16 protein-coding genes are annotated in these 17,639 nt (G+C 60.2%); 11 read left to right on the forward strand and 5 right to left on the reverse strand.

Annotated features, from left to right (window positions below; all coding sequences use genetic code 11):
* Window positions 1–45: 45 nt before the first annotated feature.
* Window positions 46–1,242: an iron-containing alcohol dehydrogenase gene (locus tag VIN96_RS16320; RefSeq protein ID WP_331897688.1), complete on the forward strand. Its 1,197-nt coding sequence runs from the start codon at window positions 46–48 to the stop codon at window positions 1,240–1,242.
* A 17-nt stretch (window positions 1,243–1,259) separates the two neighbouring features.
* Complete coding sequence (locus VIN96_RS16325) at window positions 1,260–1,703, forward strand: hypothetical protein (RefSeq protein ID WP_331897690.1); 444 nt, start codon at window positions 1,260–1,262, stop codon at window positions 1,701–1,703.
* On the opposite strand, the gene VIN96_RS16330 is transcribed toward VIN96_RS16325, so the two are convergent.
* Entirely contained in the window at window positions 1,685–3,082 is a 1,398-nt protein-coding gene (locus tag VIN96_RS16330; protein WP_331897692.1) for a mechanosensitive ion channel family protein, read from the reverse strand. The two genes, VIN96_RS16325 and VIN96_RS16330, sit on opposite strands and share 19 nt — an antisense overlap.
* A 165-nt stretch (window positions 3,083–3,247) precedes the next feature.
* Between VIN96_RS16330 and VIN96_RS16335 the strand changes: the two genes are divergently transcribed.
* The 3 genes from VIN96_RS16335 to VIN96_RS16345 all read left to right on the forward strand — a co-directional run bounded on the left by VIN96_RS16335 (window position 3,248) and on the right by VIN96_RS16345 (window position 4,822).
* Window positions 3,248–4,027, forward strand: a complete 780-nt coding sequence (locus VIN96_RS16335; RefSeq protein WP_331897693.1) for an AzlC family ABC transporter permease — start codon at window positions 3,248–3,250, stop codon at window positions 4,025–4,027.
* The gene (locus VIN96_RS16340; protein WP_331897694.1) at window positions 4,000–4,362 is read left to right on the forward strand and encodes an AzlD domain-containing protein; all 363 of its coding nucleotides are present in this window, start codon (window positions 4,000–4,002) and stop codon (window positions 4,360–4,362) included. The genes VIN96_RS16335 and VIN96_RS16340 overlap by 28 nt, the downstream gene beginning before the upstream one ends.
* Window positions 4,363–4,489: 127 nt before the next feature.
* Window positions 4,490–4,822 (forward strand): hypothetical protein, encoded by a 333-nt coding sequence (locus tag VIN96_RS16345; protein WP_331897696.1) that lies wholly within the window; start codon window positions 4,490–4,492, stop codon window positions 4,820–4,822.
* Window positions 4,823–4,824: 2 nt separating this feature from the next.
* Here the strand turns inward: VIN96_RS16345 and VIN96_RS16350 are convergent, their stop codons facing one another.
* The 4 genes from VIN96_RS16350 to VIN96_RS16365 all read right to left on the reverse strand — a co-directional run bounded on the left by VIN96_RS16350 (window position 4,825) and on the right by VIN96_RS16365 (window position 11,325).
* A complete protein-coding gene (locus tag VIN96_RS16350) occupies window positions 4,825–5,703 on the reverse strand; it encodes a 50S ribosomal protein L11 methyltransferase (protein WP_331897698.1) in 879 nt (292 codons plus the stop codon).
* Between the two features lie 436 nt (window positions 5,704–6,139).
* Window positions 6,140–8,404: an ATP-dependent helicase gene (locus VIN96_RS16355; RefSeq protein ID WP_331897700.1), complete on the reverse strand. Its 2,265-nt coding sequence runs from the start codon at window positions 8,402–8,404 to the stop codon at window positions 6,140–6,142.
* A 48-nt stretch (window positions 8,405–8,452) separates the two neighbouring features.
* Window positions 8,453–10,240 (reverse strand): chloride channel protein, encoded by a 1,788-nt coding sequence (locus tag VIN96_RS16360; RefSeq protein WP_331897701.1) that lies wholly within the window; start codon window positions 10,238–10,240, stop codon window positions 8,453–8,455.
* Between the two features lie 89 nt (window positions 10,241–10,329).
* Window positions 10,330–11,325 (reverse strand): GGDEF domain-containing protein, encoded by a 996-nt coding sequence (locus VIN96_RS16365; protein WP_331897702.1) that lies wholly within the window; start codon window positions 11,323–11,325, stop codon window positions 10,330–10,332.
* Window positions 11,326–11,623: 298 nt separating this feature from the next.
* Between VIN96_RS16365 and VIN96_RS16370 the strand changes: the two genes are divergently transcribed.
* From VIN96_RS16370 to VIN96_RS16395, 6 genes are all read left to right on the forward strand, one after another.
* The gene (locus tag VIN96_RS16370) at window positions 11,624–12,388 is read left to right on the forward strand and encodes a glycosyltransferase family 2 protein (protein ID WP_331897703.1); all 765 of its coding nucleotides are present in this window, start codon (window positions 11,624–11,626) and stop codon (window positions 12,386–12,388) included.
* 15 nt (window positions 12,389–12,403) lie between these two features.
* The gene (locus VIN96_RS16375; protein WP_331897704.1) at window positions 12,404–13,126 is read left to right on the forward strand and encodes a TVP38/TMEM64 family protein; all 723 of its coding nucleotides are present in this window, start codon (window positions 12,404–12,406) and stop codon (window positions 13,124–13,126) included.
* Between the two features lie 14 nt (window positions 13,127–13,140).
* Window positions 13,141–14,814 (forward strand): phospholipid carrier-dependent glycosyltransferase, encoded by a 1,674-nt coding sequence (locus tag VIN96_RS16380; protein WP_331897705.1) that lies wholly within the window; start codon window positions 13,141–13,143, stop codon window positions 14,812–14,814.
* A gap of 189 nt (window positions 14,815–15,003) precedes the next feature.
* Window positions 15,004–15,315 carry a co-chaperone GroES gene (locus tag VIN96_RS16385; protein WP_331897707.1) on the forward strand — a complete coding sequence of 104 codons (312 nt, stop codon included), beginning with the start codon at window positions 15,004–15,006 and terminating at the stop codon, window positions 15,313–15,315.
* A gap of 68 nt (window positions 15,316–15,383) precedes the next feature.
* Complete coding sequence (gene groL, locus VIN96_RS16390; protein WP_331897709.1) at window positions 15,384–17,048, forward strand: chaperonin GroEL; 1,665 nt, start codon at window positions 15,384–15,386, stop codon at window positions 17,046–17,048.
* A gap of 111 nt (window positions 17,049–17,159) precedes the next feature.
* Entirely contained in the window at window positions 17,160–17,639 is a 480-nt protein-coding gene (locus tag VIN96_RS16395; RefSeq protein ID WP_331897710.1) for a GNAT family N-acetyltransferase, read from the forward strand.

Below are 17,639 nucleotides of genomic sequence, written 5' to 3' on the forward strand. Positions count from 1 at the left end.
CACATTCCCGCACACACCATCAGCTCGACAGAGGACCCGCCCGTCATGCCTGAAACTTTTTCCATCGCACGACTGCCGAAAATCATCTTCGGCGCGGGCACGCTGTCGCAGTTGCCGGATGAAATTTCGCGCTTCGGCACCAAGGTTTTGCTCGTCACCGGAGACAAATCGTTCCTTGCATCCCAGGCGTGGGTCGAGCTGCAATCGCAACTGGATCGACACGCCATCGCCTTCGACGTTATTCCCGTTCGTGACGAGCCGTCCCCCGAACTGGTCGACGCCGCCGTGCGCGATCATGCCGACGGTGGCTTCGACGTGGTGGTCGGCATCGGCGGCGGCAGCGCGGTGGACGCCGCCAAGGCCATCGCGGGGTTGCTCATCCCCGCCAATTCGGTGATGGATCACCTGGAAGGCGTCGGGCCGGAGTTGCCGTATCGAGGTCCCGCCACGCCGTTGATCTGCGTGCCCACCACCGCCGGCACCGGCAGCGAGGCGACCAAGAACGCGGTGCTGTCGCGCCACGGTGCGGACGGCTTCAAAAAATCGTTTCGCGACGACGCCTTGGTGGCGGTAAGCGCCATCGTCGATCCCGACCTGCTGACCACCTGCCCCAAATCCGTGATCGCCGCCAACGGCATGGATGCGTTCACGCAATTGCTGGAAAGCCTGACCTCGACCCGCTCCAACGCCATGACCGCCGCGTTGGCATGGTCGGGTTTGGAACGCTTCGCCCAAGGGTTTTGGGACATGTGGTTGCTGGAAGGCGAGACCGGGCCGCGTGCCCAAGAGGCCCGCACCCACATGGCCTATGCCTCACTGATGTCGGGTATTTGCTTGGCGCAAACTGGATTGGGATCGGTGCACGGCTTGGCGCAACCGCTGGGCTCGCTGTTTCCCATTCCCCACGGCGTGGTGTGCGGCACCTTGGTCGCGGAAGCCACCGACATTAACATCCGCGCGCTGATCGAACGCGCGCCGTCGAGCCCGGCGCTGAGCGTTTACGCCCGCGCAGGCGCGCTGATGCTGAGCGACAACTTGCGCGGTAACGACGCCCTCGACGGTTTGGTGCGCACGCTTAGAGATTGGACCGAACGCCTGGAGCTGCCGCGCCTGGGCACTTTCGGCGTCGGCGATGGCGACGTGGACCGCATCGTCGCAAACAGCCGCGGTTCGTCCATGCAGACCAATCCGGTCGTGCTGAGCGACGGTGAAATCGCCGAACTGGTGCAACGCCGGATCTGAGTTCCTATATAGATGTCATGAGCGACACGAACTTCACCCCGCAACTGACCCCGCAAGAGATGCTCGAAATGGGCGTTTTCGGCGGCTGGTATTTCGGCGACGATCCCAACGGCGTACCCGAAGATTTGCCGCAAAGCTGGTTCGCCAATGCCAAGTTGTCGACGCATGGGTTCGACAAGAGCCTCAATTATTTTTCCGTCGCCGCCGGTCAGCCGCGCGAGGTGTGGCAGCAAAAGGGCTGGATCACGCCCGAAGATCCGCTTGGTTGGTTTCAGTGGTATTGCCGCTACACCCTGGGGCGGCGCGTGCCAGGCGTGGACGATTTTCAAATCAAGCGTTGGAAAGCGTTCGGCGCGCGCCATATCCCGCAAATCAAAAAGAACTGCCAGCCCGCCGATGTTTTTTGCCGACCGCGCCAACGCCAGGCGGTGCTGCAATGGGCCTACGATCCTTTGATCTGAGGGCCGTCATTCAAGCCGACCGCGCCGCCTTCGACGGCGCCGCTGACTGAATCCGGCTCGTCGTCGGGCACCAAGGTGCCGTCGAACATCAAATGCACCGGGCCTTTGACATGAATGTCGCGCTGCGGATAGGGGAAGGCGATGCCGTGTTCCGCAAACAATTCCATGATGCGCAGGTAGATTTCGCTTTTGATGTTGGACACGCCTTTTTCCGCATCCTCGATCCACACCCGAAGTTCCAGATTCAAAGCGTTGTCGCCGTAGCCTTTGAGCAAGCAGCGCGGCGCGGGGTTTTTCAGAATGCGGGAAAACTCGCCCCCCGCATCCTCGGCCAGTTTGATCGCCAGCTTGACGTCGGAATCGTAGGAAATGCCGATGGGCAGGCGCTGACGCACCAAGCGGTCGGAATGCGACCAGTTTTCCACCGGCGTCGAAATCAACACTTCGTTGGGAATCAAATGCTCGATGCCGTCGCGGGTGATCACCGAAACGTAGCGCGCACCGATGGCGTTGATCCAACCATAGGTGCCGCTGATGGACACCACGTCGCCGGGCTTGACGGAGCGATCCATCAACAAGATCACCCCCGACAACAGGTTGCTCACCACCTTTTGCAAACCGATACCAATGCCCAGACCCAACGCGCCGGAGAACACCGCCAACGCCGTGAGGTCGATGCCGACACTGTTGATGGCGATCAAAATCGCCACCGTGATGAGCAACACCCGGGCCAGCTTTCCGATCAGCACTTTTTGCGACGGGGTGAATTGAGCGATGCCCCTGAGACGATTTTCCACCAACCGCGCCGCCCAATTGGCGAGCCACAGCAAAACGACCAGCGCCACGATGCCCTTGGCCACCAGCAACAGCGACAGGCGGAAATCACCGAGATTTATGGACAGGCGATCGAGAAAGATTAGGGTCGGGTCGAGCAGTCCGACGATGTCCAGGGCAGCCACCACCCAAACGAACACCGCCACCGCTTTCGACCACCACGGGTCGGCGATGAAATTCAGCATCAGGCGGATCAACACCCAGGCCCTGAGCAAGCTGACCGCGATACCGATGATGGCGCTTGGCCAACCCAGCTGCAACGCCGTGAACTGCGTCGCGCCGGCAAACACCAACCACGTCAGCGGCATCAGCAAGGGCTTGAGGATCAGGCTGACCTGATAGCGATACTTGTTGGCCCAGGCACCGGCGAGGATTTTGTCCAACACCTTGACCAACGGCCGCGCCACCATACGCGCCAGCAAATAGGTCAGCGCGACCACCGCCAACTGAATCAAGTTGGGGATCACCAGAATATGCATTTGAACGAACGTCTGAATCTCGTTCAGCACTTGGTTCAATTGCGTGATGTCGAATAAACTGTCCACGGCGCCGCCCCCTGACGGACATATCTTTCCTAGGTCTACCAGAGCCTACGACCCACGCGCGCGCATGTCCATGCGTTCGCGCACACCACCTCGTAAACGATTTCCATTGAGGTTCTGATTGTCGCGTTGCACACTCTGCCCGTCCTCCCCACATGCAGTTTCATCATGACCGATACCCATGCCCCCGATAGACCATCCGCCTTTTGTTCGCCGCGCGCGGCGTTCTGGGGCGGCGCGCGCGAAGCCGCAGGCGTGCCGATGATGGTCATGGGCGCCAGCTTCGTCGGTTTCGGATCGATGATCCACGACCTCGATTGGTCGGTGTGGCATGCGCTGTTCTCGACCTTGTCGACGTGGGCGTTGCCGGGCCAGATCGCCATGGCGGAAATGGCCTACAGCGGCGCACCCCTGATGGCGTTGGTGTTGGCGGTCGGCTTCATCAATGCTCGACTGTTGCCGTTGGCGGTGTCGTTGTTGCCTCACGTGCGCCGCCCGGAGGTGTCGGCATGGACCTATTACGCCGTCGCCATGTTGATCGCCGCGACCAGTTGGGTCGGCACCATGCGCCGCTTGCCCGATCTCAGCCAGGACCAGCGCCTGCATTATCTGACCGGGTACGGTTTGGCGCTTTATCTCAACATGCCGTTGGCCACCGTGATCGGTTTTTACCTCGCCGGTCAGGTACCCCAACCCATCACCTTGGCGTTGGTGTTTTTGAACCCGCTGTATTTTCTGCTGCTGTTTCTGTTCGATCTGCGCAACGTCGCCAAGGTGCTGTCGCTGACGATCGGCGCGCTGTTGGGCCCGCTGTTGTATCAGGTCGCACCGGATTGGAGCCTGATCGCCACCGGCCTCGTCGGCGGCACGGCCGCTTGGTGGGTCGGGCGCAGCCCCTGGGGGCGGAGGGTGCAATCGGCATGGCTCCAACGCGCGAGCAAGCCATGACCGACGCGACTTTATATACACCTATGACCGCGATCGCCTTGGCGGCCGTCGCCACCTATGCCTCGCGCGCCGTGGGTGCGTTTCTGTCCGGTAAAATCGGAACGGAATCGGCGGTGATCGAATGGATCACCTGCGTCACGTACGCCTTGTTGGCGGGCTTGGTGGTGCGCATGATCTGGATGCCCGTTGGCGCCCTGGCCGCAACCCCCGACTGGATGCGCTTCGCCGCCGCCGGGACGGGATTGGCGGTGTTCGTTATCGCGAAAAAGAACGTCGGCCTCGGCGTGCTCAGCGGCAGCTCGGTGCTGATCGCGCTGACGTGGGGCCGTTTTTAGGACAAGCGCTCACGCGAACCCAAGAGTCATATTTGAATCAAACGTTTACCATTTTTTTAGTCCTTGCGGGTCATTGTTAGGACTACTTCGCATATCTGCGGGCGCTGACCAGAACGGTACAGATCTCATGACACAGGTTTTTGGCATTCTCGGCTTTATCCTTTCGCTGCTGGCGCTGTTTTTCGCCAGCGAGGTCATGCGCCGTGCATCGCACAGCCAAAGCGAGTTGGAAGCGGCGTTGTTCAAGGCCATGACGCGCATCCAGAAGCTCGAAAGCAACGTCTTTCATGTCGAAAAACTCGCCGCCGAAATTCGCCATCAACGCAAGCGCCAGGCGGAAACCCTGACGGCGTTGGCGAAAAAGGGCGAAGCGCAAAAGACCGAGTATGCGGAAGGGTCCGGCGAGCGTTTCACGCCGTCGACGCACGCCGCGCAAAGCGCGAACCGAAAGGCCGGTTAAGCCTAACCGCGCTTTTTCAACACCAACGTCAGCCAACCATCGCGCACGTAACGCCGTTTCAGCTTCAAGCCCTGGGCCAGATACGCGGCCAGGACGAACCGCTCGTCACGCACGATCAGCCCCGAAAGCACGGCATACCCCCCGGCCGACAACCGCCGCGCCAAGCCCGGTGCCAGCGCCGTCAACGGCCGGGCGAGAATGTTGGCGACGATCAAATCGAACCGGGCGTGGTCCGAAATCGGTTTGAAACCGGGACCGGCGCGAAAATCCAACAGGTTCGCAACGCCGTTCAGATGCGCATTTTCCCGCGCCACCCGCACGGCTGTGGGGTCGATGTCGGTGCCCAGAACCTCCAACTTCCACAACTTGGCCATGGCGATGGCGAGGATGCCGGAACCGGTGCCGACATCCAAGGGACGTACGAACTCATGGCGGCGGCCCAAATCTTCGATCGCTTGCAGACAGCCCGACGTGGTCGCATGGGTACCGGTGCCGAACGCCGCGCCGGGGTCGATGCGCATCGGAATGCGGCCCGGCAACGGGCGTTCCTCGACATGGCTGGCATAGATGAAGAAGCGCCCGGCATCGATGGGCGGAAATTCCTTCAGGTTTTCCGCTACCCAATCGCGCGGTGCGAGTTCTTCGACGGTCGTCTCCGGCGCATCGATGCCCAGGCTTTCGGCCACGGCCGCAAGCGCCGACGAAATCGTCGCCGGGTCGGGCTCGGTGGTGGTGTAGCCCTGCATGCGCTGAACGCCGCGCGGTTCATCCACCGTCCACATCAATGAATCCACCAACGGCTCGAGCGCCTGCTCGAAAGCCGTCACGTGTTGGTCGGCTATTTCCAAGGAAATCGACCAGATTTGCGTATCGTCTGTCATGTCCCAAGGTATGGAAGAGCCCACGAGGTACGTCAACGCACAATCGCGCGGTGCCGGCACATTTTCCACCGCGCCGCCCCTCTATTTTCCACATATTAGAGGGTATTCATATTAAAAGACCCTAATTTGTGGGTGGTTATTTTTTATGGTACAGTGCGATCAGAAAAATAAAATGCGGGACAGCGATACGCTCACGTTTCAAGAGGTCGAGAAAGCCTCTGAGGATCCTGGGGGGATCAGGAGCAACAACATGTGGACAACACATTTGGGAGATGAGTGATGACGGACATGACACACAAATACGGTTTGGCCATGCTGGGCGGCCTGGTGATGATCGCATTTATCGCGATCGTCTATATGTAAACCCAGAACCTCTAGAACGCCAAAACGCGGGCTTCGGCCCGCGTTTTTTTATGTGCACGGCAACTGTCAGCGTTCACGCTTTTTCGACGAAGCTGGCCATGACTTTTTTCAACCCGGCCTTTTCGAACTGAATGTCGAGCTTGTCGCCATCCACCGACTTGATCGCCCCGTAACCGAATTTCTGATGAAAAATGCGTTGCCCGACGCCCAAACCGTCCGCCGTCATGCGCGCGGGTGCGAACACCAGATCGTCTTCGCGCTTGCGGCTCTGCGCCCGTTTCCATCCCGCGCCATAACCCTGTCCGGAACCCGAGCCCCCATATAGGGTTTGACCGTCATCGAAACCGCCGCGACTGAGGCCAAGGTCGCCACCACGTTCGATATGTTCGTTGGGCAGTTCATCGACGAAACGCGACGGCAGCGAAGATTGCCACTGGCCGTAGATACGCCGGTTGGCGGCGAACGTCACGTTGGCGCGCTTGCGCGCCCGGGTGATGCCGACGTAAGCCAAGCGGCGCTCTTCTTCCAAACCTTGGGTGCCGGTATCATCCAGCGCGCGCTGGTGGGGAAACAGCCCTTCTTCCCAGCCGGGTAGAAACACGGTGTCAAATTCCAACCCCTTGGCGCCATGCAAGGTCATCACGGTGACTTTGTCGTCGCCCTTGTTGTCTTCGTTTTCCATCACCAACGAAACGTGTTCCAAAAAACTGGTCAGAGTGTCGAACTCGCTCAGCCCGATCACCAGTTCCTTGAGGTTGTCGATGCGCCCTGGCGCGTCGATGGATTTATCGAGCTTCCACATCTCGGTATAGCCCGACTCATCCAACACGATGTCCATCAGTTCGGCCGGGCTGTGGTCCTGCGCCATACCCTGCCAGCGATCGAAATCGGTCATCAGATCGGCAAAGGTCTTTTTCGGCTTGGGTTTGAATTCGTCGGTGGTGAGCAGCTCGCGGATCGCCGCGGTCAGGGAAATGGCGCGGGCGCGGGCGTGCATGTGCACCGTCTGCAAGGTCGCTTGGCCGAGGCCGCGTTTGGGCAGATTGACGATGCGCTGAAACGCCAAGTCGTCGTCGGGTTGGGCGATCACGCGCAGATAGGCCACCGCGTCGCGAATTTCTTGGCGTTCGTAGAACCGCAGTCCGCCGATCACTTGGTACGGTATGCCCAGCGTGATCAGGCGCTCTTCGAACTCGCGCGTTTGCGCCGAGGTGCGCACCAAGATCGCCATCGTCGACAAACGCTCGCCCTTGCTGTGGCGGGCTTCGATCTCGTCACCGACCCAGCGCGCTTCTTCGGTGGAATCCCACACCCCGTGCACGCGGACTTTTTCGCCTTCGTCCAGGTCGGTCCACAAGGTCTTGCCGAGACGTCCTTCGTTGTTGGCGATCAGGCCGGACGCCGCACCGAGAATGTGCGGGGTGGAACGATAATTACGTTCCAACCGCACCACCTTGGCGGCGGCGAAATCCTGCTCGAAACGCAAGATGTTGCCGACCTCGGCGCCACGCCACGAATAGATCGATTGGTCGTCGTCGCCCACGCAGCAGATGTTTTGATGGCCCATCGCCAACAGCCGCAGCCATAGATATTGCGCCACGTTGGTGTCTTGATATTCGTCGACCAAGATGTAGCGAAAGCGGTTTTGGTAATATTTCAAGGTTTCCGGCTGGCCCTGAAACAGGTCGACGCACAGCATCAGCAGATCGCCGAAGTCCGCCGCATTGAGGCGTTGCAGCTGCTGCTGGTAGTCCTTGTAAACCGCGATGGCGTGACCGTCCAAGGCGTCGCCCGCTTCGCTGCTCGGAACCTTATCCGGCATCAAGGAGCGATCTTTCCAGCGCTGAATGACGGCGGAAAAGGTCCGCGGCGGAAAGCGTTTAGGATCGATGTCGCGAGCGTCGAGAATCTGCTTGAGCAGCCGCACCTGATCGTCGGTGTCCAAGATGGTGAAATTGGGCTTCAGCCCCACGGCTTCGGCGTGACGGCGCAGGATGCGCGCGGCCAGGGCGTGAAAGGTGCCCACCCACCAGCCTTCGACTGGAGTGCCCAACATCGTGCCGACGCGTTCTTGCATTTCGCGCGCGGCTTTGTTGGTGAACGTCACGGCGAGCATCTCGCCGGGGCGTGCGCGGCCTTGCAACAAGATGTGCGCCAAGCGCGTGGTCAGCACGCGGGTTTTGCCGGTGCCCGCACCTGCCAGCACCAACACCGGGCCGTCGGTGGCCTCGACCGCTTCGCGCTGGCTTTCGTTGAGCGTGTCCAGATAGGGCGCGGGGCGCGTCGGCGCGCCAACGGGCTCGTCGGCCGGGTCCATCAATTCAAAGGGATCATTCATCCAGGATATATAGCACGTGCATCCATGGCGAAAAGACCTGAAAGGCCCTTAAACGTCACGTTCTTCGTGACGGCTTTGCAACAGGGCGCGGTTGTAGGCGGACATGACGTGCTTTTCTTCCACCGTGCCGAGGAATTTACGGCTCTCCAGGTCGTCGACCACGGCGATGAGATGTTCCCCCGAACTGCGGATTTTCTTCAAGGCGTCTTCCAGGTGATCGTCGCACTGCAACACCGGCGGGCGGCGGCGCGCCACGTCGGCGGCGTTGATCAGCATGTCCATGGCGGGATCGAACGCGGTCTCGCTCAAATCGGCCAACGTGATGGTGCCGATCAATTTCCCCTCGCCATCGACGACGAACAGTTCACCCAACTTGCTGTCTTGCAGGCTCACGCGCAATTGCGACAAGGGCATTTCCGGGCTGACCAGTTCACCGCTTTCTTCCATCACGTCACACACCCGGCTGGCGCGCAGCAAGGCGCTTTCGAAACCGCCCTTCAAATCCAGACCGCGCCGTTCCAACTGCAATTGGAAGAAGCTGTTTTTGGAAATGTGGCGGGTGATGCCGGTGGACACCACCACCGCCAGCATCAAACCCATGGTCAGTTCATAATCGCCGGTCATTTCGAACACGATCAAGGTGGTCGAAATCGGCGCACCCAAGGTGGCCGCCGCCACTGCGCCCATGCCGATCAAGGTGTAGCCGCCGGTGCCGGTCTGCAACGTTGGCATCAGGCCGGTGGCGACGATGCCGAACGCCCCGCCCAACATCGCGCCGACCACCAACGAGGGCGAAAAGATCCCGCCGCCGAAACCGAAGCCGAGGCTGAGCGCCGTGGCCACGATTTTGCCGACCAACACCGCCGCCAGCAACCACAGCGCCACGCTGCCGCTCAAGGCGTCGTCGGTGATGCCGTAACCGACGCCTAAGACTTGGGGTAGAAACAGCGCGATCACACCGACCAACAAACCACCGATGCCGGGGCGCAACCAAGACGGCCCCGGTAGTTTTTGCGACACGTCTTGTGCGGTGAAAATAGCCTTGAGCAAAAGGCTCGCCACCAGTCCCGCCAGCACGCCAAGCACGATGAAGGCGGGAAACTCAAAATACGAGGTGATCGCATGAGGCGGCAACACGAACGCGGGAAAGTCGCCGTAGTACGCCCGAGATACCGCCGTGCCGGTGACCGACGCGATCACCACCGGGGCGAAAGCTTTCAGTGCGTAGTGACCGATCACCACCTCGTTGGCGAACAGCGCGCCCGCAATCGGCGCGTTGAACGATCCCGCCACCGCCGCCGCCACCCCGCAGCCCAGCAGGGTGCGCGACAAAGAACGGCTGAGGTGAAGCTTCTTGGCAATCCAGCCCGCCAATGACGCCCCCAAATGAACCGCCGGGCCTTCGCGTCCGACCGATGCGCCCGCCCCGATGGAAAGCGCGTTGACCACCGCCGCACGCAAGCCGGTGGACACCGACATGCGGCCACCGCGCAACGCGCTGGCCTCGATCACATCCGCGACGCCTTGAGCACGTCCGCCGGGCATGGCGTAACGAATCAGCAGACCGACCGCCACGCCGCCCAGGGTCGGCACCGCCACCACTTGCCACCACGGCAACCCGGCGACGGTGTCGTACAGCCGCTCACCCGGCGCGCCGTAAAAATGAAATTGAAAAAACGAAATCGCTTCGCGCAACCCGATCACCAGGGCTCCGCCCACCAAACCGATAAACAGCGACAGCAGCGCCAAAATCAGTTGGTCGTTGCGCAACAAATTGCGCGCCCCTTGATAGAGGCGTGTCGGCAGAAGCGATAGGGAGAACGGCAAGCGCAGCATACGAACGGTCCAAATGCGCGAAATCAGGCGAACAATTCTTTGATAATAAAGAAGGAACGCATTCAATACCAGAGACGCTCGTGAAAAACTCAGCTAAACGTCAATTCGCCGTTTTTCAAATCCGCCTGACTGACCACCCGATTGCGGCCAATAGCCTTGGCTTTATATAAGGCTTGATCCGCGCGTCTGATCAGGTCACTCAGTGGTTCACCAAATTCGAACGTCGCCGCGCCGACCGACACCGTGATGCGGCCAAGGTTCTGGTTGGTGGCGCGGTTGACCAGTTTTTTGGTCGAGATGCGATCGCGAACGTGTTCGGCGACGTGAACCGCGCCGTCCAGGTCCGTACTCGGCAAAATCACCGCGAATTCTTCGCCGCCATAACGCGCGGGAATGTCTTCGCCTTTGACTGCTTTGGTCATGGTGCTGGCCAGCAGCTTCAACACTTCGTCGCCGGTTTGATGACCATAAGTGTCGTTGAAGGTCTTGAAGTGGTCGATGTCGATCATCAACAAACTCAAATTCTCGCCCGATTCCATGGCATCCCGAGCGTGTCGGCGTAGCTCCATGTCGAACAATTTGCGGTTGGCCATGCCGGTCAGCGCGTCGGTCAGGGCTTCGCGTCGCATGTCTTCGAGATCTTCGCGCAATTGGCCGATCTCGTCGGTCGATTGCGCCAGCTTCGATTCCAGCGTCAGGTTGATTTCTTCCATCTTACGGGTATCGGCGATGACCTTGGTAACCGCGTTTTTCAGTCCCTCGACATCCTTGGCGCCGAGAATATCGCCTTTGACCGAAGCCAGGGATCTGCCGTATTCCGCCGCGCCTTCGCCCGCATCCCCAACATACCTGAGGATGTGCTGCAATTCGGTCTCGATCCGCGTGGTGGTTTCGTGCAGGGCCTGATCTTGCTCTTCGAGGCTGAAGAATTTGAAGTACAGATCGGTATTCACCGCTTCGGTGAAATCTTGATTGTTGTCGATCAAGATGGAGATCATCCGCGACAAATCCGGTTCACGGCCCGCGACGTGCGTATACCAAACCAGGAAGTTATTCGGCGAGGCGGGCACAGCGTGCTTCACCATCTGCTCTAGTGCTTGTTTCGCATAATCTAATGCTTGCTCGAATGAATCGTGCACAGTCGTCGTGTTCCCAAACTTTAAAGCGCCCGGCCGCCCATTTTGTATGCTTTTATACTTTCGGATGATACCCCGAACGACCGATAGACCAAGCAGGAAATGTAAAAACCTTGTCATATATGGGGTATTTTTCACCAAAATTACCCCCTCGGCACTGGCATGGCGCTTTCAGAGCGTGTACAAGGCAAGGCAAGCGCGCTGAGGGCGCGGATTCGCACAGGTTTGGCGACCATTCGGAACGACCATGACAGCACACCCAGAAACCAACCGCCCGTTTGAGATCGCCGTCGTGGTGCCGGTGCACAACGAAAGCGAAAACATCCGCCCGCTGATCGAAGAAATTTCAGCGGCGCTGGATGGCGTCGCCAACTATGAAATCGTTTATGTTAACGACGGCTCGACCGACGACACCGCCGAGAAACTTGCCGAAATGGCGGCTGAGCAGCCCCGTCTGAGCGTCTACAAACACGAAACCGCCTGTGGCCAGAGCGCCGCGGTCGCCACCGGTGTCAAACGCGCCCGCGCGACCTACATCGCGACCCTTGATGGCGATGGACAAAACGACCCCGCCGACATTCCCGCCTTGTTCGCCCGCCTCAAAGAAGCCCAAGATCCTGATTATCTGCTGGTGGCCGGATGGCGTGCCAAGCGCAAAGATACCGAGTGGAAACGCTTTCAATCCAAGCTCGCCAACGCGGTGCGCCAAAAGCTGTTGGGCGACAACACACCCGACACCGGCTGCGGACTGAAGGTCTTTACCCGCGCGGCGTTCCTCGACATGCCGCGCTTTGATCACATGCACCGCTATCTGCCTGCGTTGATGATCCGACGCGGCGGCGCGGTGGTGTCGGTCGAAGTCAATCACCGCCACCGCGAACGCGGCATCTCCAAATACGGCATGTGGGACCGTTTGTCGGTCGCGGTGCGCGATGTGCTGGGCGTGATGTGGTTGACGGCGCGCGGCTCCAAACCGCGTGTCAGTGCGGTTCGCCAGGCAAAGTCCGAATAAGCCATGGGAAAAGGTATGAACCCCGGCCTGATCCTGCGCGGCATCGCCGTGATGGCGACCCTGGCTGGAGTATTGTATTTCTGGGAAGCCGCCGATCTGGGCAACGTGCTGAGCAACGACTGGATTGACTCCCACATCAAGGATCGAGGTCTCACCGGCGAATTTTTGTTCTTAGGGCTAGTGGCTTTGGCGACCGGTGTGGGATTGCCGCGCCAAGTGGTCAGCGGCCTAGCCGGATACGCGTTCGGCTTGGCTATGGGCACCGCACTGGCGCTTTTGGGCACGGTCTTGGGCTGCATCGGGGCATTTTATTATGCCCGCCTGCTGGCCCGCGCACCGTTGCAAAAAAAGTTTTCCGGCCGGGTGCGCCGCCTTGACGATTTTCTCCACGACCATACCTTCTCGATGTCGCTGTTGATCCGCATGTTGCCGGTGGGCAGTAACGTCGCAACCAATTTGGCGGCGGGGGTGTCGAGCATTCGCGCCGTGCCGTTTTTCACCGGCTCGGCCTTGGGCTACCTGCCGCAAACGGTTATTTTTGCTTTGCTGGGCAGCGGCGTCGCCGTTGATCCGGTCTTGCGCATCACGCTGAGCGTGGTTTTGTTCGTGGCGTCCGGATTACTGGGCGTTTATCTTTATCGCCGCTTCCGCCACGGCAAATCGTTGGACGCCACCATCGACGAAGAGTTGGGCGCCCAAGACCAAGACGCCGAACGGCCGAGCCAATCGAACCCATAAGGATCCCGCGCATCGTGAACGCCTCATCGACCAAAACGGATACCGTTCTCATTGCCTTGATCTGGTGCGCCCTGCTTGCCGCCGCGTTGATCCTGCGCCCGTTGCTGCCCATCGACGAGACCCGCTACATCACCGTGGCATGGGAGATGTGGCAAAGCGGGCATTTTTGGGTGCCGACGCTAAACGGCGAGCTCTACAGCCACAAGCCGCCTTTGTATTTCTGGTTTATGAATTTGGGTTGGGCGTTTTTCGGCGTGTCAGAGACCTGGGCGCGACTGGTCGCACCGTTGTTCGGACTGGGCACGCTGTGGCTCACCGCCAAACTGGCGCGCGAGTTGTGGCCCGATGTCGCCCAAGAAATCCGCAACGCCCGCGCTGTGATGGCTGCGCTGATGATGCTCACGGGCCTCTATTGGACGGTCTTTTCGACCATGACCATGTTCGACATGATCGTGACCTTCGCCGCAGTGATGGCGATTTTGGGCTACGTCAAGGCCTGGAAGGGCTTTGCCACCGGCCAGGGTTTCTGGTTCGGCATCGTCTTGGCCGGCCTGGGCATGGGGCTTGGCGGCTTGGCCAAGGGCCCGGCGATCTTGGTCCACACCTTGCCGGTGGCGCTGTTCGCACCACTGTGGGGCCCGGCGACGGCGCACGGGCGCAGCGCGGCGGGTTGGGGCAAATGGTACGGCGGCGTCTTGGTGTCCGTGCTGGTCGGCGTCGCCGTGACCTTGGCGTGGGCAATCCCGGCGGCCATCATCGGCGGCGAGGAATACCGCAACGCCATCTTCATCAAGCAAAGCGCCGACCGCATGGTCAAGTCCTTCGCCCACCGGCGCCCGTTCTATTGGTTCTTGTGGGTGGTGCCGTTGATGCTGTTGCCGTGGTCTCTGTGGCCCCGATTGTGGCGTGGAATCGGCGCGCGCGCGGCGTGGAAAGAAGGCCGCGGCCTGCGTGCCGCGTGGGCCAACGGCGGCGTGCGTGTGCTGTTGATCTGGGCGGGCGTGGCGTTCGTGATCTTTTCCGCCATCAGCGGCAAACAGCCCCATTACCTGTTGCCGATCTTCCCGGCGCTGGCATTGTTCGCTGCCTATCTGCTTGGTAGCGAAGAAACCCCGTGTCGCGGCCACCGCGTGCCCGCGCTGGTACTGGGCGTCATCGCGCTGATCTTGCTGATCGGCTTGCTCGGCCAAGACGCGATCGCGCCGCTGTTGAAAAAACCGTTGCCCGATTGGGTCCACGTGGCTCAACCGCTGTGGCTGATCCCCGTGGTGATTTTGGCGTTTGTCATTGCGTTCATCAAAACCAACGGTCCGCGCGCCGAGGTGCGCCTGATCGCGACCCTCGCCGCCAGCGTCATCGTCATGGTGCACTTGACCGCCGCCCCGGCCTTTTCCCTGGCCTACGACCTGGAACCCGCAGCGCAACGGGTCAAGGCCTGGCAGGATCAAAGCCGCCCGGTGGCCTATATCGGCAAGTATCACGGCGAATTTCAGTTCCTCGGCCGGTTGGAACGCCCCGTCGAGGTCATGCAAACGATGGCTGACGGTAAGGCCTGGGCGCAAGGCAACCCCACCGGAGTGCTGATCGCAACCTTGAGCGAAAGCGAAATGGAACCCTATGGTACGCCGATTTCCGTGCAGCCGTACCGGGGCAAGGTTCTGGCGATGTGGGATGCGGCCCGATTCTGACGTTCTGGCGCGCGGATAAATTGCTTCATTTTGGCTAAATACCGCCCTTTAACAAAAATTTCTTGTCGCGCCGGTTGACAGGCCGCATCAGGCCCCGTAAATCCCTAGCACTCGGTTAAGGGGAGTGCTAACAACCGTAAGCGCTCCCCCGACCATTTTATTTCTCAAGAATTTCTGGAGGATTCAGAAATGAAGTTCAGGCCTCTCCACGACCGCGTGCTGGTTCGCCGCGTCGAGACCGAAGCAAAAACCGCTGGCGGTATCATCATTCCCGAAACCGCTCAGGAAAAGCCTTCCGAAGGCGTCATCGTTGCCGCAGGCACCGGCGCACGTCGTGACGACGGCACCGTTGTGCCGCTGGAACTCAAAGCCGGTGACACCGTGCTGTTCGGCAAATGGGGCGGCACCGAAGTGAAAATCGACGGCGAAGATCTGCTCATCATGAAAGAGAGCGACATCCTCGGCGTGATCGAAACTTCCGCCAAAGGCAAAAAGAAGTAAGCCCACCGGCGCTTCTCAAACCTCCCCACTCATTGCTTTAAGCCAATCCAGACGTAAGGAAATTCAACATGGCTGCTAAAGACGTAAAATTCGGCACCGATGCGCGCCAGCGCATGCTCGCCGGCGTCGACACGCTGGCGAACGCCGTTAAAGTGACCCTCGGCCCCAAAGGCCGCAACGTGGTCCTCGACAAGTCGTTCGGCGCTCCGCGCATCACCAAAGACGGTGTTTCTGTCGCCAAAGAAATCGAACTGTCCGACAAGTTCGAAAACATGGGCGCGCAGATGGTCAAAGAAGTCGCTTCGCGCACCAACGACGAAGCCGGCGACGGCACCACCACTGCAACCGTTCTGGCTCAGTCCATCGTGCGTGAAGGCTGCAAAGCCGTCGCCGCGGGCATGAACCCGATGGATCTCAAGCGCGGCATCGACCTCGCTGTCGAAGCCGTCATCAAAGACGTGCAGCGTCGCTCCAAAAAGGTCAAGACCTCCGCTGAAGTCGCTCAGGTCGGCACCATTTCCGCCAACGGCGAAGCTGAAATCGGCGACATGATCGCTCAGGCGATGGAACGCGTCGGCAACGAAGGTGTCATCACGGTCGAGGAAGCCAAAGGCCTCAGCACCGAGCTCGACGTCGTCGAAGGCATGCAGTTCGACCGCGGTTACACCTCGCCCTATTTTGTCACCAACGCCGACAAAATGACCTGCGAGATGGAAAACCCGTTCATCCTCATCCACGAAACCAAACTGACCAGCCTGCAAGCCATGCTGCCGGTGCTCGAAGCCGTTGTTCAGTCCAGCCGTCCGCTGCTGATCATCGCCGAAGACATCGAAGGCGAAGCGCTGGCGACCCTGGTGGTCAACAAGCTGCGTGGCGGCCTCAAGGTTGCCGCCGTCAAAGCCCCGGGCTTTGGCGAACGCCGCAAAGCCATGATGGAAGACATCGCCATCCTGACCAACGGCCAGGTGGTTTCCGAAGATCTCGGCATCAAGCTCGAAAACGTCACTCTCGACATGCTCGGCACCTGTAAGCGCGTTTCCATCACCAAGGAAGAAACCACCATCGTCGATGGTGCGGGCGCAAAGAAAGCCATCCAGGCGCGTTGCAACCAGATCCGTGCGCAAGTCGAAGAAACCTCTTCCGACTACGACAAGGAAAAGCTGCAGGAACGTCTCGCCAAATTGGCTGGCGGCGTTGCCGTGATCCACGTCGGCGGCGCTTCGGAAGTCGAAGTGAAAGAACGCAAAGACCGCGTCGACGACGCGCTGCACGCAACCCGCGCAGCCGTTGAAGAAGGCATCGTCCCCGGTGGCGGCACGGCTCTGCTGTACGCTTCCAAAGCGTTGGCTAAGCTCGAAGGCGACAACTCCGACCAGAATGTCGGCATCGACATCGTACGTCGCGCCATCCAGACCCCGGTCCGTCAGATCGCCGAAAACGCCGGCGCCGACGGTGCCGTGATCGCCGGTAAACTGATGGAATCCAAAGACACGTCGTGGGGCTACAACGCCCAGACCGGCGTGTTCGAAGATCTGGTCAAATCCGGCATCATCGACCCGACCAAGGTCGTGCGCACCGCGCTGCAGGACGCCTCGTCCGTGGCCGGCCTGCTGATCACCACCGAAGCGATGATCGCCGACAAGCCCGAACCCGCAGGTTCCGCTGGCGCTGGCGCCGGTGGCGACATGGGCGGCATGGGCGGCATGGGTGGCATGGGCGGCATGGGCTTCTAAGCAAGCTCACCTCCACCATCCGGGCCTCAAAGCTCGAAACGAAAGCCCCGCGTCTTCGGATGCGGGGCTTTTTTTCTTGATGACGGTCGACGATTGCCTACTGTTCCCTTCATGAGCAGATCGATACCAATTTCCGACGGCATCGGCGTTCTCGACGACGTCGAGGAGGCCGAACGCATCGCCCGTCTGATCCACCACGAATGGGAACGCGACAACCCCGGCGAAACACTGGACATGTGCCGCGCGGACCTCATCGCCGGGTTGGGCCCGGGCATTGCGATACCGCGCACGTTCGTGTATCGCCGCAACCAAGCCATCGTCGGCTGGGCCAGCATTCTGGAAACCGACTTGTTTTCTCATCGCCATTTGGGGCCGTGGTTGGCCAATATGATCGTGCTGCCGGATCATCGCGGTCAGGGGATTGCCCGCGCCTTGGTGCGACACGCCATGGATTACGCCGCCACCGTGAGCGACACGCTGTATCTCTACACCGACAATCTACAGACACACTATCTGTCTTTGGGCTGGCGGGTGGTCGAAACCCTCGAAGTCGACGGTCGCCCCACGGTCATCATGAGTTGGCAACCCTAA

It is taken from the genome of Magnetovibrio sp. (genome assembly GCF_036568125.1).
Classification (GTDB): Bacteria; Pseudomonadota; Alphaproteobacteria; order Rhodospirillales; family Magnetovibrionaceae; genus Magnetovibrio.